Below are 19,149 nucleotides of genomic sequence, written 5' to 3' on the forward strand. Positions count from 1 at the left end.
ATCAGCCCCTCCTTGCGAAAGCGGTCGCAAACGGGTCGGGAATACGATCATCTGCTACCGGAGGCAACGCCGTCTGCCCCACGGCCCGATCCATATAGCGCAGAAGCGCCGTCGCCTGATCCGGTCCGACAACCGTACCGGCTTCCCTGTATCCCTTGAGCCGGAGCTCCCATTCCATCAGTTCCGGACTGAACGCCGCCAGCGCTAAACGGGCGGAAAGCATCAGCGCGGGCACAATCCAGAGCTTTCCCAATAGGGCAGTCAGGATAACAGACGCCGAGAGAAAAAGACTCCCCACAATCCATGCTCCGGACCACATCAGGGCGATGCCCCCCAGAAACAGCACATTCCAGCGAAAGGTCTGCTGCACCAGCACGGGCAGGCCGTCCTTTTTCCGTTTCTCAGGCGCTCCCTCGCCGGGCAGCCAGACTGAAAAAGCCTTCACAGGACCCCCTTGGTGGACGGAATGACGCCCGCCGCCCGCTCGTCAAACTCCACTGCCATGCGCAGCGCCCGCGCCGTCGCCTTGTAGGCGCTCTCAGCGATATGATGACTGTTGCGTCCGGTTTTCTGCGTCACATGCAGCGTGATCATGCTGGCCATGGCGAACGCCCGGAAAAATTCCTCGAACAGCTCCGTGTCCATGACCCCGATCTTTTCCGTCGGGAACACAACCGACCAGGCCAGAAACGGACGACCGGACAGATCCACCACGACTTCCGCCAGCGCCTCATCCAGAGGCACCAGCGCGTGACCGAACCGACGCACGCCGCGCTTGTCCCCAAGCGCCTGCCGCACGGCCTGCCCCAGCGCGATGCCGACATCTTCCACCGTATGATGGAAGTCCACTTCCAGATCACCTTTCGCGGCGATCTCAATGTCCAGCATTCCGTGCCGCGCCAGCGCCGTCAGCATGTGGTCAAAAAAACCGATGCCGGTATTGATCGAGGCTTCACCCTTGCCGTCCAGATTGACGGCGACACGGATGTCGGTTTCGGCGGTCACGCGATGCAGGGAGGCGGTACGGATTTCAGTCATGGGCGCTACTGATACAGGAGGAAGGTCAGAAACGCTATTGGTTCCCTCCGGTTTCTGTCCACTCCGCCGATGCTCCGTTAAGCTTATAGGGACATGCCCGTGGTCTGAAAGAGTTTCAGCTGGCGTCCCGGAGATCGCCAAGAGAGGCAATCAGTCTGGAGGCCTGCATTTCCGGCATGGGACGACCAAGAAGGAAGCCCTGCATTTCATCACAACCGTGCTCTGTCAGCATGGAAAGCTGTGCGCCTGTCTCAATCCCTTCCGCCGTCACCCGCAGCTTGAGCTTATGGCTCATCACGATGATGGATTCCACAATCGTCCAGGCATTGGGATCATTGGTGATCTTGTTGATGAACGACCGGTCCACCTTCACCTTGTCGAAAGGGAAATTGTGCAGATAGGCAAGGCTTGAGTAACCGGTCCCGAAATCATCCAGAGCCACACGGACGCCAAGCGCCCGCAGATCCCTGACCAGCGCCAGAGCCTTGGGCACGTCTTCCATCAGCAGCGTTTCGGTCACCTCAAGCTCAAGACGGGCTGGCTCCAACCCTGTTTCTTCAAGGGTTTTCATCACGACATTGACCAGATCGACACGCTGGAACTGGGTCGGAGAGAGATTGACCGCAATGCTGATGTCCGACTGCCACCCGGCCGCCACCGTGCAGGCCGTCTTCAGCACCCATTCGCCCAGCGGCACGATCAGCCCGGTTTCCTCAGCCAGCGGAATGAAGCGATCCGGAGGGATCATCCCACGAACCGGATGAGGCCAACGCGCCAGCGCCTCAAAACCCGTAATGCCTCCGGAAACATCGAACAGCGGCTGATAATAGATCTGCAACTCATTCCGCCCCAGCGCGGCACGCAGATCAAGCTCAAGATCGTGCCGCTCACGCGCAGCCGTCTCCATGCCCGCCTGAAATTCGTAAACCTGCCCCTTGCCCTTTATCTTCGCCTGATACATGGCGATATCAGCGTTTTTCAAAACCATCTGGGCCGTCTCACCGTCGCGCGGACACAGGGCGACGCCGATACTGACCCCGACATAGACATCGTGCCCGGCCAGCGTGAAAGGCTGCCACAGACAGGCAATCAGCCTTTTCGCCAGCTGAACGGCATCTTCCACATTCGCCACCGAACGCAGGACAATCACGAATTCATCGCCACCCAGACGGGCGAGATAGTCCGTATCCCGCAACTGCGCCTGGAAACGGACCGCGACTTCCTTGAGAAGCATATCGCCCGCATGATGCCCCAGCGAGTCGTTGACAGCCTTGAACCCGTCGAGATCCAGCCCGAGCACGGCAGCCATCAGACCGTGCTTCAGGGCGTGATCAATGACCTGACCCAGCACGTTCTCCAGACCCCGGCGATTGGGGAGAGACGTCAGCGTGTCGTGCATCGCAAGATAGCGGATGTAATCCTCCGCCGCCTTGCGTTCCGTCACGTCGCGAATGGCGACCACCGTGGCCTGCCCATCCACATAAGGCACCTCGCGGGAGAGCACCTCCACAGGAATGCGTCGCCCGGCTGGCCCCAGCAGCTCAAGCTGCTCAGGCGCCGCCACCCGATCCGCCAGCGCGGCGGCCCCATCCTTCTTCGCGCCAAAACCACCCGCAAACAGATCCGGCACCTTCAGAAGCTTGATGTCATTGAGATCCAGCCCGGTCATGTCGAGAATGCTCTGATTGGCATCCATCACCACATTGTCACGACTGATCAGAATGCCTTCGAAGGTGCCATCGGCAAGATGACGCATCCTGTCCCCTTCCCGCTGCTGGGATGTCGCAACGCGGATATCCAGCAGGGATGCGATACAGAGAAGGAACACCATCGCCAGACCACCCGACAGACACATGACGGACAAGGGAGAAAAGAGAGCGCTGTCCGGCGTCTGGATCACCGTGAGCCACTGGTCGAACGGCAGGATGGACCCCATCGAGCCCAGCGGCACCAGAGCCAGGGTGAGCGCCAGAAGGATGCTGGAGGTCAGACGCGGCCGCATCGCCAGCGGATTGCCCAACTCCCAGAACGAAAAGGCGCACAGAGTCGCGCCAACAACCAGCACACTGAGAACGGCGGAAAGATCATAGGCGAGCGTGGCGGGGCTGACTGTCGCCACCAGAATCTCAAAGGCTGAAAAGGCCATGCCAAACGCCAGCAGCGCGCCGGACATGATGGCCGTTTTGATAGACCGTTTGACGTTCAGGTAAAGATAGGCCGCGCCGATGGCGAAGAGGAAGGTCAGAAGCCCCGTGATTTCCGTCGCGGGCTGGGGGAAATTCCAGAGCAGATTGGGGTAGGTCGACCAGAACGTATCAAAAAAGATCGTCAGGTCGGCAATCGAGATCACCAGCGAGAACAGCAGCATCCGAAGCTGCGCCGGCCATGTTTTTCTGGAGAGAAGGAAAATCGCCAGCGCCGCAAAAAGAAACGCCTGCAGAATCACAGTTATATGTGAACGAACGTGCTGCTCACTGAGAAGAAATGTAAACAGCCGTTCCATGCACAATCATTCCACTCAAGGACACATCAATCTGTCCCGGACTGTCGCACGCACTCCTTAATGATCGTATAAGGTCGGGAGACGGTGAGCTTAAAAAAGAGACACTCTCCCGCCAGTTGTTTTTCTGTCCCAAAGCCATTTGTGCAGAAAAATCATTGGCGTCACCTCCACCAGAACATAAAAATCCTGCACGAACGACGTTGGTGCAGAAAAAATGACCCTCAAAAACGCCGTCCGCATTTCACTGGGTCACTCTTTCGCGGCGCCATCCAGCCGGACGGAAAGGCAGACACAGCCGTCGCGCAGATGCGCGGCATCACGCCGGACCAGACAATCGACTGGACCACCTGCACCCGCCATTTCGAGCAGAACGCCCAGAGATCCACCCAACTCCGCAATATCGCCCGCACCGTGCTGGAAACCGCGCCGCTCGTGATCCCGCCGCTGACGCAACAGAAAACCATTGTGGCGCTCGATCACGCCATGCAGCGCGAACAGCATCTCTTTGAACGGATCATCACACAGAACAGGCAGACCATGACCGCCATTGCCGACGGTCTCGCCTCCGCCCATACCAGCCGCATCCACTGATGCCACACCCATTGAACAGGAGTTTTTCAGTGACCGAACAGATTTCACAGGACAGCATCAACCGGGCCTTATGGAGCGCTTGCGACACCTTCCGCGGCACCGTCAGCCCCGACACCTACCGCGATTACCTGCTGACCATGCTGTTCCTGAAATACATCTCCGACGTGTGGCAGGACCATTATGACACCTATCGGAAAGACTACGGCGACAACCCCGAACTGATCGAAGCCATGCTACGGCAGGAGCGCTTCGTCCTGCCCAAAGGCACAGACTTCTATACGCTCTACAAGGAGCGCAACACGCCCGGAAACGGCGAACGCATCGACAAGGCCCTGCACGCCATCGAGGAAGCCAACGGCACCAAGCTGAAGGACGCAGGCAAGAGCGTCTTCCAGGACATCAGCTTCAACTCCGACAAACTGGGCGACGAAAAGCAGAAGAACACCATTCTCCGGCACCTGCTGGAAGACTTCCACAAACCCGCCCTCAACCTTCGCCCCTCCCGCGTCGGCAACAAGGACGTGATCGGCAACAGCTACGAATTCCTGATCAAGAACTTCGCCGCCAGCGGAGGACAGAAAGCCGGAGAGTTCTATACCCCGCCGGAAGTCAGCGAACTGCTGGCCCGCCTGCTCAACCCGCAACCCGGCGAGACCATCTGCGACCCAGCCTGCGGTTCGGCGTCCCTGCTTATGAAATGTGGTCGCCAGATCACCCAGCATCACAAGGGCAGCAAGGATTACGCGCTGTACGGACAGGAAGCCATCGGCTCCACATGGTCCTTCGCCAAGATGAACATGTTCCTGCACGGCGAGGACAATCATCGCATCGAATGGGGCGACACCATCCGCAACCCCAAGCTGCTGGACAGCAAGGGTCACCTGATGCGGTTTGACGTGGTGACGGCTAACCCACCCTTCAGCCTCGATAAATGGGGGCATGACGAAGCCGAACACGACCCGCATCACCGTTTCGCCCGCGGTGTGCCGCCCAAGACCAAAGGGGATTACGCCTTTATCCTGCACATGCTTGCCTCCGTGAAAGAGCGCACCGGCCGTATGGGCGTGGTGGTGCCGCACGGCGTGCTGTTCCGTGGCAGTTCGGAAGGCAAGATCCGCCAGAAGCTGATTGAAGAAAACCTGCTGGACGCCGTGATCGGCCTGCCGGAAAAACTGTTCTTCGGCACGGGGATTCCAGCCGCCATCCTGATCTTCCGCAAGGATCGCAAGACCAAGGACGTGCTGTTCATTGACGCCAGCCGCGACTTCCGGGCGGGCAAGAACCAGAATGTCCTGACCGAAGAAAACATTACCAAGATTGTGGAGACCTACCGCGCTCGCAAGGACGTGGACAAATACGCCCATCTCGCCACGCCGGAAGAGATCAAAGAGAACGACTACAATCTGAACATTCCACGTTATGTCGATACGTTTGAGGAAGAGGAGGAAATAGATCTTGTCGCTGTGCGAAAAGAACGGGTGAAGATCAGGGCGGAACTGGACAGGCTGGAAACGCAGATGGATGCTTATCTGAAGGAGCTTGGTTATGCTTCTCGATGATACCGACTACCCAGAAGACTGGCCCATCATGCATTTAGATAGAATAGCACAAAGAGGAAGTGGACACACGCCCAGTAAGTCACATCCAGAATATTGGAACGGAAATATCAAATGGGTGTCGTTGGCTGATTCTTATCGTCTCGATGCTGGATATATTTTTGATACAGACAAAAAAATTTCTCTAGAAGGCATAAAAAATTCTTCTGCTGTTGTTCATCCTGCTGAAACAGTAATTCTTTCTCGAGATGCTGGAGTAGGTAAAAGCGGCATCACCAAAGAAGCCATGGCTGTAAGCCAACATTTTATAGCTTGGAATTGCAATCAGACTGACAAAATATTACCATGGTTTCTATATTATACTCTACAATTTCATCAGAAAGAATTAGAACGTCAAGCTGTAGGATCAACAATCAAAACCATTGGCCTACCTTTTTTTAAAAATCTAGAAATTGCACTCCCCCCCCTCCCCGAACAGAAGAAGATCGCGGCGATCCTCTCGACGTGGGATCGTGCGATTGAGGGAACGGAGAAGCTTCTAGCCAACAGCCAGCAGCAGAAAAAAGCACTCATGCAGCAGCTCCTCACAGGCAAAAAACGCCTACCGGGGTTCATGGGAGAGTGGAAGATACATCGGCTTTCTGATTTTTTCGTTCGTCTTATGCAACGGAATATATCTGGCAATACAAATGTTGTAACAATTTCCGCCCAAGACGGATTAGTAAAACAGGAAGAGTATTTCAAAAAAATAGTCGCCTCAGATACTCTCGATGGATATTTTCTCTTAGAAAATGGAGATTTCGCTTACAACAAAAGCTATTCTATTGGTTACCCTATGGGAGCAATAAAACGACTCAACCGTTACGACGAAGGTGTCGTAACCCCTCTATATATCTGCTTCCGCTTAAAACCCCATTATATTACTAATGGAGATTTCTTCGAGTTTTATTTTGATTCCGGTCTGATGAATTATAAACTGACACAGATAGCGCATGAAGGAGGTCGCGCACATGGGCTTCTCAATGTAAAACCAGCTGACTTTATGGACCTACAGATTATCGTTCCATCAGTAGATGAACAGAAAGCCATCGCCGCCGTCCTCACCACAGCTGACAAAGAAATCGCCACCATTAAATCCGACCTCTCCCGCCTGCGTGACGAGAAAAAGGCCCTGATGCAGCAACTTCTCACCGGCAAGCGTCGAGTGAAGGTTGATCAAGAAATTTCAGACACAGGATTGTAAAATCATGGCGTCCAGCCCAAAATTTCAGGAAGAATACAGCGCCAAACTCCCCGCTCTGGCGCTGCTTGGCACGCTGGGCTGGCGGTTTCTGCCACCGTCCGAGGCGCTGTCCTTGCGAGGCGGCAAGAAGAGCGCCGTCGTGCTGGACACACTCCTGCGGGCGGAATTGAAAAAGCGCCGTTTCAGCTTTGAAGGATCTGAACACGTCCTGTCCGACAAAGGCATCGACACACTGGTGGCGCGTGTCACGCATCCGGATTTTGTCTCCGGTCTGCGGGACGCTAACGAGAAGATGACGACGCATCTGCTGTTCGGCATCGCCACCACCGAGTTTATCGACGGGCGCAAGGCCAATCCGACAATCGCCCTCATCGACTGGCAGAACCCGCAGAACAACAGTTTTACGTTTACGGAAGAATTCAGTGTCCTACGCACGGATCTGACGCAGACGCGCCGTCCGGATATCGTGTGTTTCGTCAACGGAATTCCGCTGGCGGTAATCGAGGCCAAGCGCCCGGATGGACAGTCGGGAAAAGGCCCGACGGTGGAGGCCGGAATTTCCCAGACCCTTCGTAACCAGCGTAAGGACGAAATTCCGCAGCTTTTCGCCTACAGCCAGCTTCTGCTGTCCATCAACGGCCATGAGGGCCGTTATGGCACCTGCTGCACACCGAAAAAATTCTGGGCCGCGTGGAAGGAGGAAGACATTCCCGAAGAGCGGATGCGCGATCTCAAAAATACGCCGCTCTCCAAAGCGCAGAAAGACCTCCTGTTTGCCGAACGCAAGGCGGAGGCCCGGGTATGGTTTGAGGACTGGGCGTCTCGTCCGCTGCATCTCACGGATCAGGACCGTCTACTGATCGGCCTGCTCTCGCCAGAACGGCTGCTGGACATGGCGCGGTTCTTCACGCTGTTTGACAGAAAGAATGGCAAGATCGTTGCGCGGTATCAGCAGGTATTCAGCATCAAGCGGCTACTGGAACGCATCAAGTCCCGCCGCAGCGATGGCGGGCGCGAGGGCGGTGTAGTGTGGCACACCACGGGATCGGGCAAGTCCTTTACCATGGTGTTCCTCAGCCGGGCGCTGGTTCTGGATGATGAGCTGAAGCAGTGCCGTATTCTTGTTGTGACAGACCGCAAGGATCTGGAACGTCAGTTGAGCGCGACCTTCGCCACCGGCGGCGAACTGGCGGACAAGAAGGACAAGGAGGAGGCGCTGGCCACGTCGGGTCGCCGTCTGGCGCAGCAGATCGGGCATGGACAGGAGCGGATCATCTTTTCGCTCATCAACAAGTTTCACACTGCCACGACCTATCCGGAATGTCACAACGACAGTGCGGACATCATCGTGCTGGTGGATGAGGGGCATCGCAGTCAGGGCGGAGAGAACCATGCCCGCATGAAACACGCGCTGCCCAATGCGGCCTTCATCGCCTTCACTGGCACGCCGCTGCTGAAAGACAGCGAGACGACGGGCCGGTTCGGGAAGATCATTCATTCCTACACCATGCAGCAGGCGGTGGCGGACGGCACGGTGACGCCGCTTCTGTATGAGGAGCGGAAACCGGATCTGGATGTGAATGACCGCGCCATTGACGCCTGGTTCGATCGCATCACGCAGGGACTGACAGAAGACCAGATCACGGATCTCAAGAAACGCTTCGCCCGCGCCAATCAGGTTTACAAGGCGGATGACCGTATCCGGCTGATCGCCATGGATCTAGCGACGCATTTCGACAACAACATCGACAAGGACCTCAAGGGGATGCTGGCCTGTGACAGCAAGCTCTCCGCCATCCGCTACAAGCAGTATCTGGATGAGGTGGGTCTGTTCGAGAGCGCCATTGTCATGAGTCCGCCCGACACCCGGGAAGGACATGAGGAAGTCGATGAACGCAGGCAGCCGGAGATTCAGGAGTGGTGGAAAAAGAATGTCGGCAGTCAGAGCGAGGAAGACTACACGCGGAACGTGATCGAGCGGTTCGGGAATGACCCGGATCTCAAGCTGATCATTGTGGTGGACAAGCTGCTGACCGGGTTTGATGAACCGAAGAACGCGGTTCTGTATATCGACAAGCCGCTGAAGCAGCACAATCTGTTGCAGGCGATTGCCCGTGTGAACCGGCTGCATGACCAGAAGAAACACGGTCTGCTGATCGACTATCGCGGGATTCTGGCGGAGCTGGACACCACTCTGGAGCGCTATGACCTGTTGGCCGCCGAGAATGTCGGCGGATATGACCCGAAGGATATTGCCGGTCTGTATAGCCAGATGAGCACGGAGTATCGGGAACTCCCAGCCCTGCACACTGCGCTCTGGGCGATCTTTGACGGTGTGAAGAACAGGAGTGACATCCAGCAGCTTCGCTCTGTGCTCATACCGCGCATGGTGGAGGAACACGGCCAGATGGTGGACGTGAACCTCAAGCGGCGGGACGATTTCTATGAGGCGCTGACAAAGTTTGCCGCGTGCCTGAAGGTGGCGCTGCAATCGGTTGCGTTCTTTGAGGACAGCAGTTTCACGGAGAAGGACCGCGCTACCTACAAGGAGACTCTGAAACAGCTGACCAACCTGCGTCGGATGGTGATGCAGGACACGGGCGAAACCGTGGACTTCGACCAGTATGCCGAGCAGGTAAAGAAGCTGCTGGATCGACATGTGGCGGGTGTGCAGGTCCATGAGTCAGAGGGACTATATGCTGTCGGCAGCATGGGGCAGCCGCAGGAAGGTGGTCCGGAGAACTGGTCAGAAGAGAAGACCCGCAACGAGACGGACCTGATCCGCACGCGTGTGACAAAGATGATCGATCACGAGATGCAGGACGATCCTTATGCGAAGGAGGCATTCTCGGCGCTGCTGCGTAAGGTGATTGAGCAGGCGGAAAGTCTGTTTGATCATCCCCTCAAGCAGTTTCTGCTGTTTCAGGAGTTTGAGGAACAGGTTGCCGAGCGAAGGCTGGATGGCATTCCCGCCGTATTTGAAGGACATCGCCACGCGCAGGCCTATTATGGCGTGTTTCTGAAAACGCTTGCCGCCATCTTCAACCACAAGCAGACAGAGGAAGAGGTGCAGCGCTGGATTGATCTGGCGTTTGAAATCGACCGGATTGTCGACAAGGCAGTGCGGGAAAATTCGCTCAGTCGTCCGGATATGGAGAAAACGGCTCGCAAGGAACTGCTGCCGTTGCTGTTCAGTGTGGGCCAGAAGGTCGGCTTTGGCGTGGACAAGGCGCAGGAGCTTATTGAGCAGATCATTCAGATCATGCGGGCCGGTCCTGCCGACACACTGCACGGCTGAGCATGCCAACCGGAAAGACACGGGTTCTAACCTATGGCGGGGAGCAGATCCGGGTGACGCTTCTGCTCCGTTCCCGCCCCGGAACGGTGCTGCGGATCAAGGTACATCCGGACCTGACGGTGCAGGCGGTTGTCCCTGACGGCACGTCAGATGCGGATCTGGAGCGGGCGTTGCAGCGGAAGACACGCTGGATCTGGCAGAAGCTGCGCGATTTCCGGGCAGTTCAGGAGCATGCCACACCACGTGAGTATGTCAGCGGGGAGAGTCATTTCTATCTGGGGCGGCGCCATCTCCTGAAGGTTCATCATCGGCCTGATGCACCCGAGACTGTGCGGATGATGCGGGGACGGCTGGAAGTTTCCGTGCAGGAGCGTCATGCCTTACGGATTCAGAAGCTGCTGGAACTCTGGTATTTCGCACGGGCGCAGGATGTTTTCCGCAGTCGACTGGACGCGCTGCTGCCGTCCGCCTTGTGGGTGGCTGAACCCCCGGCCCTGAAGCTTCAGGTGATGCGGACCCAGTGGGGCAACTGTTCACCGGGAGGCGTCGTCACTCTGAACCCGCATCTGGTGAAAGCGCCACGTGACTGCATCGATTACGTCATTCTGCATGAGCTGTGCCACCTGAAGGAGCACAATCACGGTGCGGCGTTCTGGCAACTGCTCGGGCGTGTCATGCCTGACTGGGAACGGCACAAGGCCCGGCTGGACGGGATGGCGGAGCTGGTGTTGCAGGGGGCGTGAGGTGTGTCGGTTTGCGCTGTCAGGATTTCAATACACCAAAACACTACTTAAGTTTCTTATTTATAAATAAAAATTATTATCTATTAAAATTATCTGTAAAAGTAACAGATAAATACATCAGAAATTTTACCACCACATCTCCAGAACATCGTTTTAATTCTGCCAGCCAATATCACTAAAAACCGGCGCTAACCGCTATAGCCTCACACGGGATATCGGATGTTTCGGACTACCATCTTCTCCCCACATTCAAGGCAACAACACTCAGGAAAAAGGGAGGTCATGGATGATGCTGATTTGATCAGGATATTTACAAAGGGAATTTACATCCTGATGACGAGATCATCAGAGATGATTCGAACCTGTATTATTCTGGCAACACTACTTAACAATCGACCGTCAACAGCCTGACTCACTATCTCTGTATATAGACAATACGGGCTCAGGAAGGGAATAAGGGGACGACCGTATTCCTCTGTTCATATTCCGGACGCACCTGCCCCATGTCCTGCCGACTCCCTACTGCTTTCATTGCCGGAACGTTTGCATCTGCTTTGCTGACAACGTCTGCGCTGGCCTCCCCGTCTGTTTCATCACAGACGAGCCAGACTGACGCACAGCCAGCAGCCAAAACAGCCACATCTCAGCCTGTCTCCGGCAAACCGGTGGCGATCAGAGCAGCGGATAACAGGACAAAGACCGGAACAACGCGCGCCAGAGCCACTCCCATCGCCGGCATTCTGGACGGCTCCAACGGCGAAACGGTCACCGTTCACGGCCATCACGCCGCCGACGGCACCGGCGCAAAATACATGAACAAGACTGTCTATCTTGGACCGTTAGGCAATCGGGACACGCTGGACACGCCTTACTCCGTCATGGGCGTTCCTCATGATGTCATCGTCAACCAGCAGATCCGTAACCTCAACGATCTGGCGCAGTATCTGCCGTCCGTGCAGCTGGAAGTTCGCGGCGATCCCAACACGTCCCGCCCCCAGTCACGCGGTTTCGAGGCAGATGTGGTTTCCAACTCTCGTCTGGATGGCTTGAACGTGGTCTCCACCACGCCTTATCCGGCCGAGTGGGTGGACAATCTACAGGTCCTGAACGGTCTGGCGGGCGCGATGTACGGCCCCCAGAATCCGGCTGGTGTCTTTGAATATACCCTGAAGCGCCCGACTGACCGGCGCACCGAACGGCTTTCCGTCGGCGTGGATTCCGTCGGCACACCGACCGTAAACGGCGATATCTCCGGTCGCCTGGGTCATAATGGCTGGTTCGGCTATCGGCTGAACATGCTGCATGCCGACGGCACGGCCTACACGCAGGGCAGTTCGATCCGTCGTGAAATGGTCAGCGGCGATTTTGACTTCCATCTTGACGACAAGACGGTCATTGAAGTCGACGCCAGCCACTATACTTACGATCAGCGCGGAACAGCGCCCGGTTTCGGTATTCTGGCGACCGGTGTTGGCGGCGACAAGCTGCCCGAAGCCCCTGATCTAGGCAAACGCCTTGCTCCCCAATGGAGCGGTTACAACATGGAAACCAACACATTCCTTGCCAAGATCAAGCACCAGATCAACGAGAACTGGAGCTTCACTCTCGGCGGCCTGTATCAGGATGCTGCACGTCAGGCCTTCGGTGTAGCCGATACGCTGTGCGACGGCAGCAAGACCTGCGGTGGGAAGACAGGCAGTGACGGCTGGTACAGCTCGAAGGCGACAGCCACGACCACCGCTGATGATTTCCGTGTCGGCAGTAACATGGCCTATTTCAACGGTCGCGTTTACACCGGCCCGATCCGGCATGATCTGGTCATCGGCACCAACGGCTACATGATGGGCAATTACAACCCTGTCGCCGCCGTGACGAGCGCACAGAATCTCGGTGTCATGAACATGTACGGCGCTTCCCCCAATGGCGGAACGCAGCCCTATTATCGCGGACGCTACAAATCCAGCAGCGTGACAAGCCAGTCCTTCATCATCGGTGACACGCTGAAGATCAACGAGCACTGGTCGATCATGGGAACACTGGCCTGGAGCTGGATCAATCAGGAAGGCGCGCTGAACGCGGCAAGTCCACTGAGAAAAACCTTCAATACCTCGGCGGCGTTCAGTCCGACGACAAGCGTGATGTACAAGCCGACCGAGAACCAGACGATCTACTTCACATATGGTCGATCGGTTGAAGCCGGGCCTGTCACACCGAACAGCGCCAGCTATACCAACACAAACATCGCGCTCCCGATTGCACACTCGGAAGAATACGAAGTCGGCTACAAGCTGCGTTTCCTCAAAAAGATGCAGTTCAACGTCGCCGGTTTCCGGATCACCTCGCCTTACGCGATGTATGTCGCTGCAGCGAACCCTTCACAGGGCTGTGCTGCCGAGACCAACTGCCAGACCTATCAGTATGGCGGAACACAGCGCAATTACGGTGTGGAAGCCCAGATTTCGGGTGAGGTCCTACCCAACCTGTCCGTTCTCGCGGGCATGACCTGGCTGGACGCGGAACTGGTCCATGCGGCCTCGTCCACACTCAACAAGAAGGAAATCGTCGGAGCAGCGCCTCTTCAGGCGAGCCTCCTGCTGGATTACCGCCTGCCGGCGTCACTTGGTTCCTTTGCTTCCGGTTTCGCCTTCAATGCCGGTGTGCATTACATGGGCAACCGTGCGGCCAACGTCACCAACACACTGCACACCGGATCCTATACCACGCTGGAACTCGGCACTCGCTATGCCTTCCATGTCGCCCGGTTTCCTTGGGTCGCCCGGTTTGGCGTCAGCAACGTGACGAACGAACGCTACTGGGCTTCCGTCTATACCGGCGCTCCCAGCGGCACATCAGGCGCAGCGTCGAGCCTGTATGCAGGCCTGCCGCGCGTCTATCACTTCACCCTGTCGGCAGAATTCTGACAGACAGGGTTTTGAAGGGGCATCGTTGAGCGGACGATGCCCGGGAAAGAAGAGAACTGCTCTTTGATGCAGCACTTGTTCAACACGTAAGATCTGATGACTCTCTCGTGCTTTGGCTGGAGAGAGAGTCTCTCTCAGAGAGACACACACCATTCGGCGGGCAGGCTTTGCTTCACAGCAGCCCGGGCCTGCAGGTCCAGGTCCAAGACAAATTTGAGCACCGTTGCGGACAGACGGATCATGTCCTCGGTGGTCTGGTCTTCTTCGGCAAGATTGCTGGCGCACTGCCCTGCCCAGGCAATGATGACCGGATCGGTAGACGCAAAACGGGATACACAGGCCCGGAGTTCCGCCAGTTCCTGTGTCGCGGGTTGCCGGACATCACTGTCCGGGTGGTGATTCTGAAATTCCATGGATTGGTTTAACCCCTGTGGACAACGATTTTTCGTTGCGGCAAGGGTCACAGAGAAGACTTAGCATTGGGTTAAGTCGGACTCTGTCTGCGGGAATCGGACGACTCCCGCAGAAAAAACCGGTTTCCGACCTCAGTTGTGGGTCTTCAGAAACGCCTGATAGTACTCGTCGGCCATTTTCCGCAGTGATCGACCGATAGACACGTACTGGTATTCATCAAGATTGGCCAGAGAAGCACGAGCCGCCGGACGCTGCAGACCGAACCCCTGCCCCGGCAGCAGAATGATGCCCGTTTCATCAGCAATCCGGAACAGGATCTCGCTGGAACTGGACCGTACGGCCATCCACTCAGCAAACTCATCCCCATACAGTGTGCGGCAGATGCTCTTCAGATCGAGCATGGTGTAATAGTTGACCCCGTTGGGATCATTTGGCGGCGCGACACCGAGCGCCTTGTAAAGGGTCGCCTCACGACGGCGCAGAATGTTTTTGACCGTCTGCTTGTAGTGGTCGTGCTCATCCATCAGGCAGAACAGGCAGAACATGACCATCTGCACCTGCTGCGGCGTAGACAGGCCCGCCGTGTGGTTCAGCGCCACCAGACGGCTGTCGGCCACAATGCGATCAAGGAATTTGAGATTGCTAGGGTCCGTGGTCAGGCTGGAATAACGCTCGGCCAGTTCCGCCGTGAGCTTCGGCGGCAGTTTTCGGACAAGCTCGTCAATCGCGTTGTCCTTGTGCATGCCGATGACACCAAGCCGCCAGCCCGTCGCGCCAAAATACTTGGAGAAGGAATAGACAAGAATCGTATTACGCGGGCAGACGGCGAACAGCGAACGGAAGTCGTCGGCAAAGGTCCCATACACATCATCGGTGATGATGATGAGATCAGGACGGTCATTCTGCACGATCTCGGCGATGGCCTGCATGGACGCATCGTCCATCTTCACGGCGGTCGGGTTACCCGGATTGACGCAGAAGAAGATCTTGACTGCCGGATCCTTCAGTTTTTCCAGCTCTTCCTTCGGATACTGCCAGTCGGTCTCCTGCGTGGCATGAATGCCGATTTCCTCAAGCCCGAACTCTTCGAGATGCGGGATCTCGATATAGGGCGAGAAGATCGGCATACCGAGCGCCACCTTGTCGCCCTTTTCAATCAGTCCGTTCTGCTTCAGCGAGTTGAAGATATACGCCATCGCCGACGCACCGCCTTCGACCCCGAAGAAATCCACTTCCTCGCGCGCCAGCGTGCCGCCGGTCATCTCATTCAGAACGTAATGACCCGTAATCTGCTCGCTCAACGGCAGCATGCGCGGCGGCGTGGGATAATGGCAGCCCAGAATCCCCTCCGCCATCTCGTGCAGGAAGGCCGCGGCGGACAGGCCCATCTGATCGCGTACGTAACTGATCGCACGATTGAGAAAACGGATGCCATCGTGACCGCGCTTTTCAGACAGAAAGCGGTCGAAACGGTCCTCGATCCCCTCCATCCGGGCATGTCCGCCAATTCCTGCCGTCAGATAGGAAAAGGACCGCTCGGACTCCGCCAGCGCAAACTGTCCGAAATGAAAGAAGGCGGACCGCGGTAATGTAGCCAGAAAATTCGGATTGCCGCGACCGGCATTGAGCATGATGCGGCCCGATTTTCGGGTCGCCATGCGAATGAGTTTGTCCTTAAGCTCAAAAGGGCTCAGGTTCTTGAAACGCCTGTTGTCGGAAACCATCATTCATTCCTTTCGGCGCAGACTGGCTGAACCGTTTCTGTTGAAACCTAGGGTGCCTCAACTTACGCAGAAACAGAACCTTTGCCGGTATCTAGTTTTCTTCTGTGAAAAAAGTTCTGATCTCCTCCACCGCCGCAGCAATCCCGAGCCGATGCGGAATGACGCCCGAGGGAAAGGCGCTGAGCAGACGGGACGGCGTGCGTCGGTCGAGCAGAACGAACACGCCGCGATCAGTGCGTGTCCGGATCAGGCGACCAAAAGCCTGCCTGAGCCGCAGCCTCGCCAGTCGATCATCATAAAGACGCGGATTACCCTGCGAGAGATGCATCCGCCGCTCACGATGCAGAATATCCGGACGTGGCCATGGCACCCGCTCGAACGCCACCAGACGGAGCGCGTGTCCCGGAACATCCACACCATCACGCATCGCGTCCGTGCCAAGCAGACAGGAATCCGTCTCCGTGCGGAACACGTCCACCAGCGTGGTGTTGTCCATAGCATCGACATGCTGCGCGTAGAGCGGAATACCCTCTTCCTCCAGAGGTGCTGCAATCTTGCGATGCACCGTGCGCAACCGCTCAATCGCCGTAAACAACCCGAGCCCGCCGCCTCCGGAAGCCAGAAAAAGCGCCTGAAAGGCCGCCGCCAGAGTGTCCGGATCATCATGCGCAACATCATTGACGATAAACACGCGGGTCTGACGGGAATAATCGAAGGGACTGGCGAGAGAGGCCCGCAAGGCCGGAGACGGCAGATGGCTGGCTCCGACACGCGCTTCGGCCGCTTCCCATATCTGCTCGGCTTCGGCGGATTGATCCGTGTCCGTCTCGTCACGCAAGGTCGCAGAGGTGATCAGCAGCCCATGTGCGGGCGCGGCCAGCACGGCGGCGAACGGCAGGGTCGGATCGAGCCAGTGCTGGTGCAGGCCGACATCCTGCTCGCCCCGTCGCTGCCCTTCCCGCGCCTCAAGGCGGATGAAGCGGATGAACTGCGGTGGCCCTACTTCGTCGGGCGGGGTGCAGAAGGTGGTAAGCATCGACACCCACCCGTCGAGACGCCCGATAGCGCGACGCTGCAACGACCGGATCATAGCTTCGATGCGGGCACGGGCGGCGGTGTCGAGTGTATCCGTATCCTCGCGCAGCTTGTCTTCCAGCCGGTTGACGAGCGTGCGGAGCGGTTCGGCGATACGGCTCAGCGCCCGGGCGAGCGTGTCGGCGGCCTCGCCAAGCCCGTCGATCATCGGATGCAGGTCGCACTCGCTGCCATTCCGGCGCACCGGGCCGTTGCCGACCGTGCGGGCCAGAACCTGATCGCGCAGGAGACGCAGCACTGTCTCGGTTGGATTGTCGATGACCGGCTCAACAAGCTGAACCGGCGCAGGAACAGGAAAGAGGGACGCCGTCACATCTTCCGGTTCCGGCGGCTCTTCCGGCTTCTCTGTTTGTGGTTCGATCCACAGACGCCCGGACCAGCCCGGTGCGGGCAGCGCTTTCGCGGCTAGCAGGGCAGCATCCAGTGGCGTTTCAAGACGTGGATTGCCTGCGACAAGATCATCAAGACGACGGCGCAATCCCCTCGCCCGCGAGCGGCTGCCCTCAGCACCAAGCAGCCAGCGTCGGAGTTCCGCCGCTTCCAGACCGGACAGTTCAAGCGCGAACGCCCCGTCGGCCGCGTCCGCCAGATGATGTCCCTCGTCGAACACATAGCGCGTGGGGATGCCGTCCTCGTCGGGCACGGCTTCTTCCGGCGCGGCCTCTGGCTGGTCGCCCTGTTCCAGTGCGGGCAAACCCTGCGACTGCGCCCATGCCGCCTGCGCCATGACCAGCGCATGATTGGCGATCACCAGATCCGCGTCCTGCGCCCGACGGATGGAATGTTCCACAAAGCAGCGCTGATAATGCGGACAGGCGCCGTGGATACATTCGCCGCGCCGATCGGCTGTGGCGGACAGGACGCCATGCCCAAGAATATCCCCGAACCAGCCGGGAAGATCACCGCCGAACAGATCGCCTTCCATCGTCGCCATCCCCCATCGGGCCAGCAGAGCGAGGGCAATGACCGGTCCCGGACCCCGCGTGGGGGCGATGTTCACCGCCTCTTCCATGTTGAGCAGGCAGAGATAGTTCTCTCGCCCCTTGCGCACGACCACATGGTTGCGACGCACAGCGGGATCGGGATGCAGGCGCGCCGTTTCCGCTTCGATCTGGCGCTGGAGATGGCGTGTATAGGTGCTGATCCAGACTGCGCCGCCATTGCGTTCGGCCCAGAGGCTGGCGGGAGCGATATAGCCGAGCGTCTTGCCCGTGCCGGTTCCGGCCTCCGCCAACACGACACGCGGGAAACCCATCCCCTCGCGCGGTTCGAAGGCGTGTGTGGCGACATCGGCGAAATCAGCCTGTCCCACCCGGATTTCCGCATCAGGCCCAAGGATCTGACCTAGCCGGGTCCGGGCTTCAGCGGGTGTGACGGGATTGGAGCCGGGCGGCGGACGACGGGCCGTGTCCTCCCATTTGGGGAGTTGATCCCAGATCCGCAGCGCCTCGCCGGGCTGCATCGCTTCACGCGATACTGGACCGGTAATCTCCAGCGCCTCCATGACCGCGCCACTCCAGATCCAGCCTGTCTGAGCGAGACGAGTGGCAAGGGCGGCGAGGAACGGATAAGCGGGCGTGCTCTTCAGGGCGCGCAGGTCCGTCAGCAGACGTGCCGCGAGGTCCGGCAATGTATTCGCCTCGACGCGTCGCCCGTCAAAATCACCAAGTCCGAGCGCGATGGCGAGTCCACGCGGCGTGGGCGCGACAGAGCGGGCGGGATGCACAAAAGCAAACAGTTCGAGCAGATCGAACCACGGCGCTGGTTGTCCGGGTAGCGTCATGCCCAGCATCCGGGCCGTCGCCGGGGCATGCACGACGAGCGGTGCCGGTTCCTCCTGCAGGAACTGCTTCGCCCGCGTCCGATTGAGCGTCAGCAGCTCTCCGTCAACGGTGAGGCAGGAAAAGAAGCCATGACCGGCGACAAGAGCAGGCGCTTCATACGGAGAGGGAAAGGCGGCGGACATCTGGCCCACAGTCTAACGCAGGATGGCAGGGGCGCAATCCGGAAGCTGGATCGTTCT

The 19,149-nt window shown here is 57.8% G+C and carries 12 protein-coding genes; 5 read left to right on the forward strand and 7 right to left on the reverse strand.

The features are described 5' to 3' along the window. Position 1: 1 nt before the first annotated feature. The 4 genes from EMQ_RS07550 to EMQ_RS07565 form a co-directional block, all read right to left on the reverse strand. Positions 2-445, reverse strand: a complete 444-nt coding sequence (locus tag EMQ_RS07550; protein ID WP_010667343.1) for a hypothetical protein — start codon at positions 443-445, stop codon at positions 2-4. Next, positions 442-1,038: an imidazoleglycerol-phosphate dehydratase HisB gene (hisB, locus tag EMQ_RS07555; protein WP_010667344.1), complete on the reverse strand. Its 597-nt coding sequence runs from the start codon at positions 1,036-1,038 to the stop codon at positions 442-444. Before hisB ends, EMQ_RS07550 begins: the two co-directional genes overlap by 4 nt. A gap of 115 nt (positions 1,039-1,153) precedes the next feature. Further along, positions 1,154-3,541, reverse strand: a complete 2,388-nt coding sequence (locus EMQ_RS07560) for a putative bifunctional diguanylate cyclase/phosphodiesterase (RefSeq protein ID WP_010667345.1) — start codon at positions 3,539-3,541, stop codon at positions 1,154-1,156. 249 nt (positions 3,542-3,790) lie between these two features. Continuing rightward, entirely contained in the window at positions 3,791-4,144 is a 354-nt protein-coding gene (locus EMQ_RS07565) for a hypothetical protein (RefSeq protein WP_010667346.1), read from the reverse strand. 17 nt (positions 4,145-4,161) lie between these two features. On the opposite strand from EMQ_RS07565, the gene EMQ_RS07570 reads away from it, so the two are divergent. From EMQ_RS07570 to EMQ_RS07590, 5 genes are all read left to right on the forward strand, one after another. Then, positions 4,162-5,691, forward strand: coding sequence for a type I restriction-modification system subunit M (locus tag EMQ_RS07570; protein WP_010667347.1), 1,530 nt, complete (start codon positions 4,162-4,164; stop codon positions 5,689-5,691). Further along, positions 5,678-6,931, forward strand: coding sequence for a restriction endonuclease subunit S (locus tag EMQ_RS07575; RefSeq protein ID WP_018308221.1), 1,254 nt, complete (start codon positions 5,678-5,680; stop codon positions 6,929-6,931). The genes EMQ_RS07570 and EMQ_RS07575 overlap by 14 nt, the downstream gene beginning before the upstream one ends. 4 nt (positions 6,932-6,935) lie before the next feature. Beyond that, positions 6,936-10,229: a type I restriction endonuclease subunit R gene (locus EMQ_RS07580; protein WP_010666110.1), complete on the forward strand. Its 3,294-nt coding sequence runs from the start codon at positions 6,936-6,938 to the stop codon at positions 10,227-10,229. 2 nt (positions 10,230-10,231) lie between these two features. After that, the gene (locus EMQ_RS07585; protein ID WP_010666109.1) at positions 10,232-10,972 is read left to right on the forward strand and encodes a M48 family metallopeptidase; all 741 of its coding nucleotides are present in this window, start codon (positions 10,232-10,234) and stop codon (positions 10,970-10,972) included. 503 nt (positions 10,973-11,475) lie between these two features. Beyond that, positions 11,476-13,893 carry a TonB-dependent siderophore receptor gene (locus EMQ_RS07590; protein ID WP_010666108.1) on the forward strand — a complete coding sequence of 806 codons (2,418 nt, stop codon included), beginning with the start codon at positions 11,476-11,478 and terminating at the stop codon, positions 13,891-13,893. 134 nt (positions 13,894-14,027) lie between these two features. Here EMQ_RS07590 and EMQ_RS07595 read toward each other — a convergent pair whose 3' ends face one another. The 3 genes from EMQ_RS07595 to EMQ_RS07605 all read right to left on the reverse strand — a co-directional run bounded on the left by EMQ_RS07595 (position 14,028) and on the right by EMQ_RS07605 (position 19,092). Then, positions 14,028-14,306 carry a hypothetical protein gene (locus EMQ_RS07595; protein ID WP_010666107.1) on the reverse strand — a complete coding sequence of 93 codons (279 nt, stop codon included), beginning with the start codon at positions 14,304-14,306 and terminating at the stop codon, positions 14,028-14,030. 132 nt (positions 14,307-14,438) lie between these two features. Next, positions 14,439-16,031, reverse strand: a complete 1,593-nt coding sequence (locus EMQ_RS07600; protein WP_018308220.1) for a bifunctional aspartate transaminase/aspartate 4-decarboxylase — start codon at positions 16,029-16,031, stop codon at positions 14,439-14,441. 91 nt (positions 16,032-16,122) lie between these two features. Then, complete coding sequence (locus tag EMQ_RS07605) at positions 16,123-19,092, reverse strand: ATP-dependent DNA helicase (RefSeq protein ID WP_010666105.1); 2,970 nt, start codon at positions 19,090-19,092, stop codon at positions 16,123-16,125. Between the last annotated feature and the right edge of the window lie 57 nt (positions 19,093-19,149).

Source organism: Acetobacter aceti NBRC 14818 (assembly GCF_000193495.2).
GTDB classification, from domain to species: Bacteria; Pseudomonadota; Alphaproteobacteria; order Acetobacterales; family Acetobacteraceae; genus Acetobacter; species Acetobacter aceti.

Coding starts and splice junctions, on each gene's coding strand:
- EMQ_RS07590 (WP_010666108.1), top strand. CDS start 11,476: ATGTCCTGCCGACTCCCTACTGCTTTCATTGCCGGAACGTTTGCATCT.
- EMQ_RS07560 (WP_010667345.1), bottom strand. CDS start 3,541: ATGGAACGGCTGTTTACATTTCTTCTCAGTGAGCAGCACGTTCGTTCA.
- EMQ_RS07595 (WP_010666107.1), bottom strand. CDS start 14,306: ATGGAATTTCAGAATCACCACCCGGACAGTGATGTCCGGCAACCCGCG.
- hisB (WP_010667344.1), bottom strand. CDS start 1,038: ATGACTGAAATCCGTACCGCCTCCCTGCATCGCGTGACCGCCGAAACC.
- EMQ_RS07565 (WP_010667346.1), bottom strand. CDS start 4,144: ATGGGTGTGGCATCAGTGGATGCGGCTGGTATGGGCGGAGGCGAGACC.
- EMQ_RS07580 (WP_010666110.1), top strand. CDS start 6,936: ATGGCGTCCAGCCCAAAATTTCAGGAAGAATACAGCGCCAAACTCCCC.
- EMQ_RS07600 (WP_018308220.1), bottom strand. CDS start 16,031: ATGGTTTCCGACAACAGGCGTTTCAAGAACCTGAGCCCTTTTGAGCTT.
- EMQ_RS07605 (WP_010666105.1), bottom strand. CDS start 19,092: ATGTCCGCCGCCTTTCCCTCTCCGTATGAAGCGCCTGCTCTTGTCGCC.
- EMQ_RS07575 (WP_018308221.1), top strand. CDS start 5,678: ATGCTTCTCGATGATACCGACTACCCAGAAGACTGGCCCATCATGCAT.
- EMQ_RS07585 (WP_010666109.1), top strand. CDS start 10,232: ATGCCAACCGGAAAGACACGGGTTCTAACCTATGGCGGGGAGCAGATC.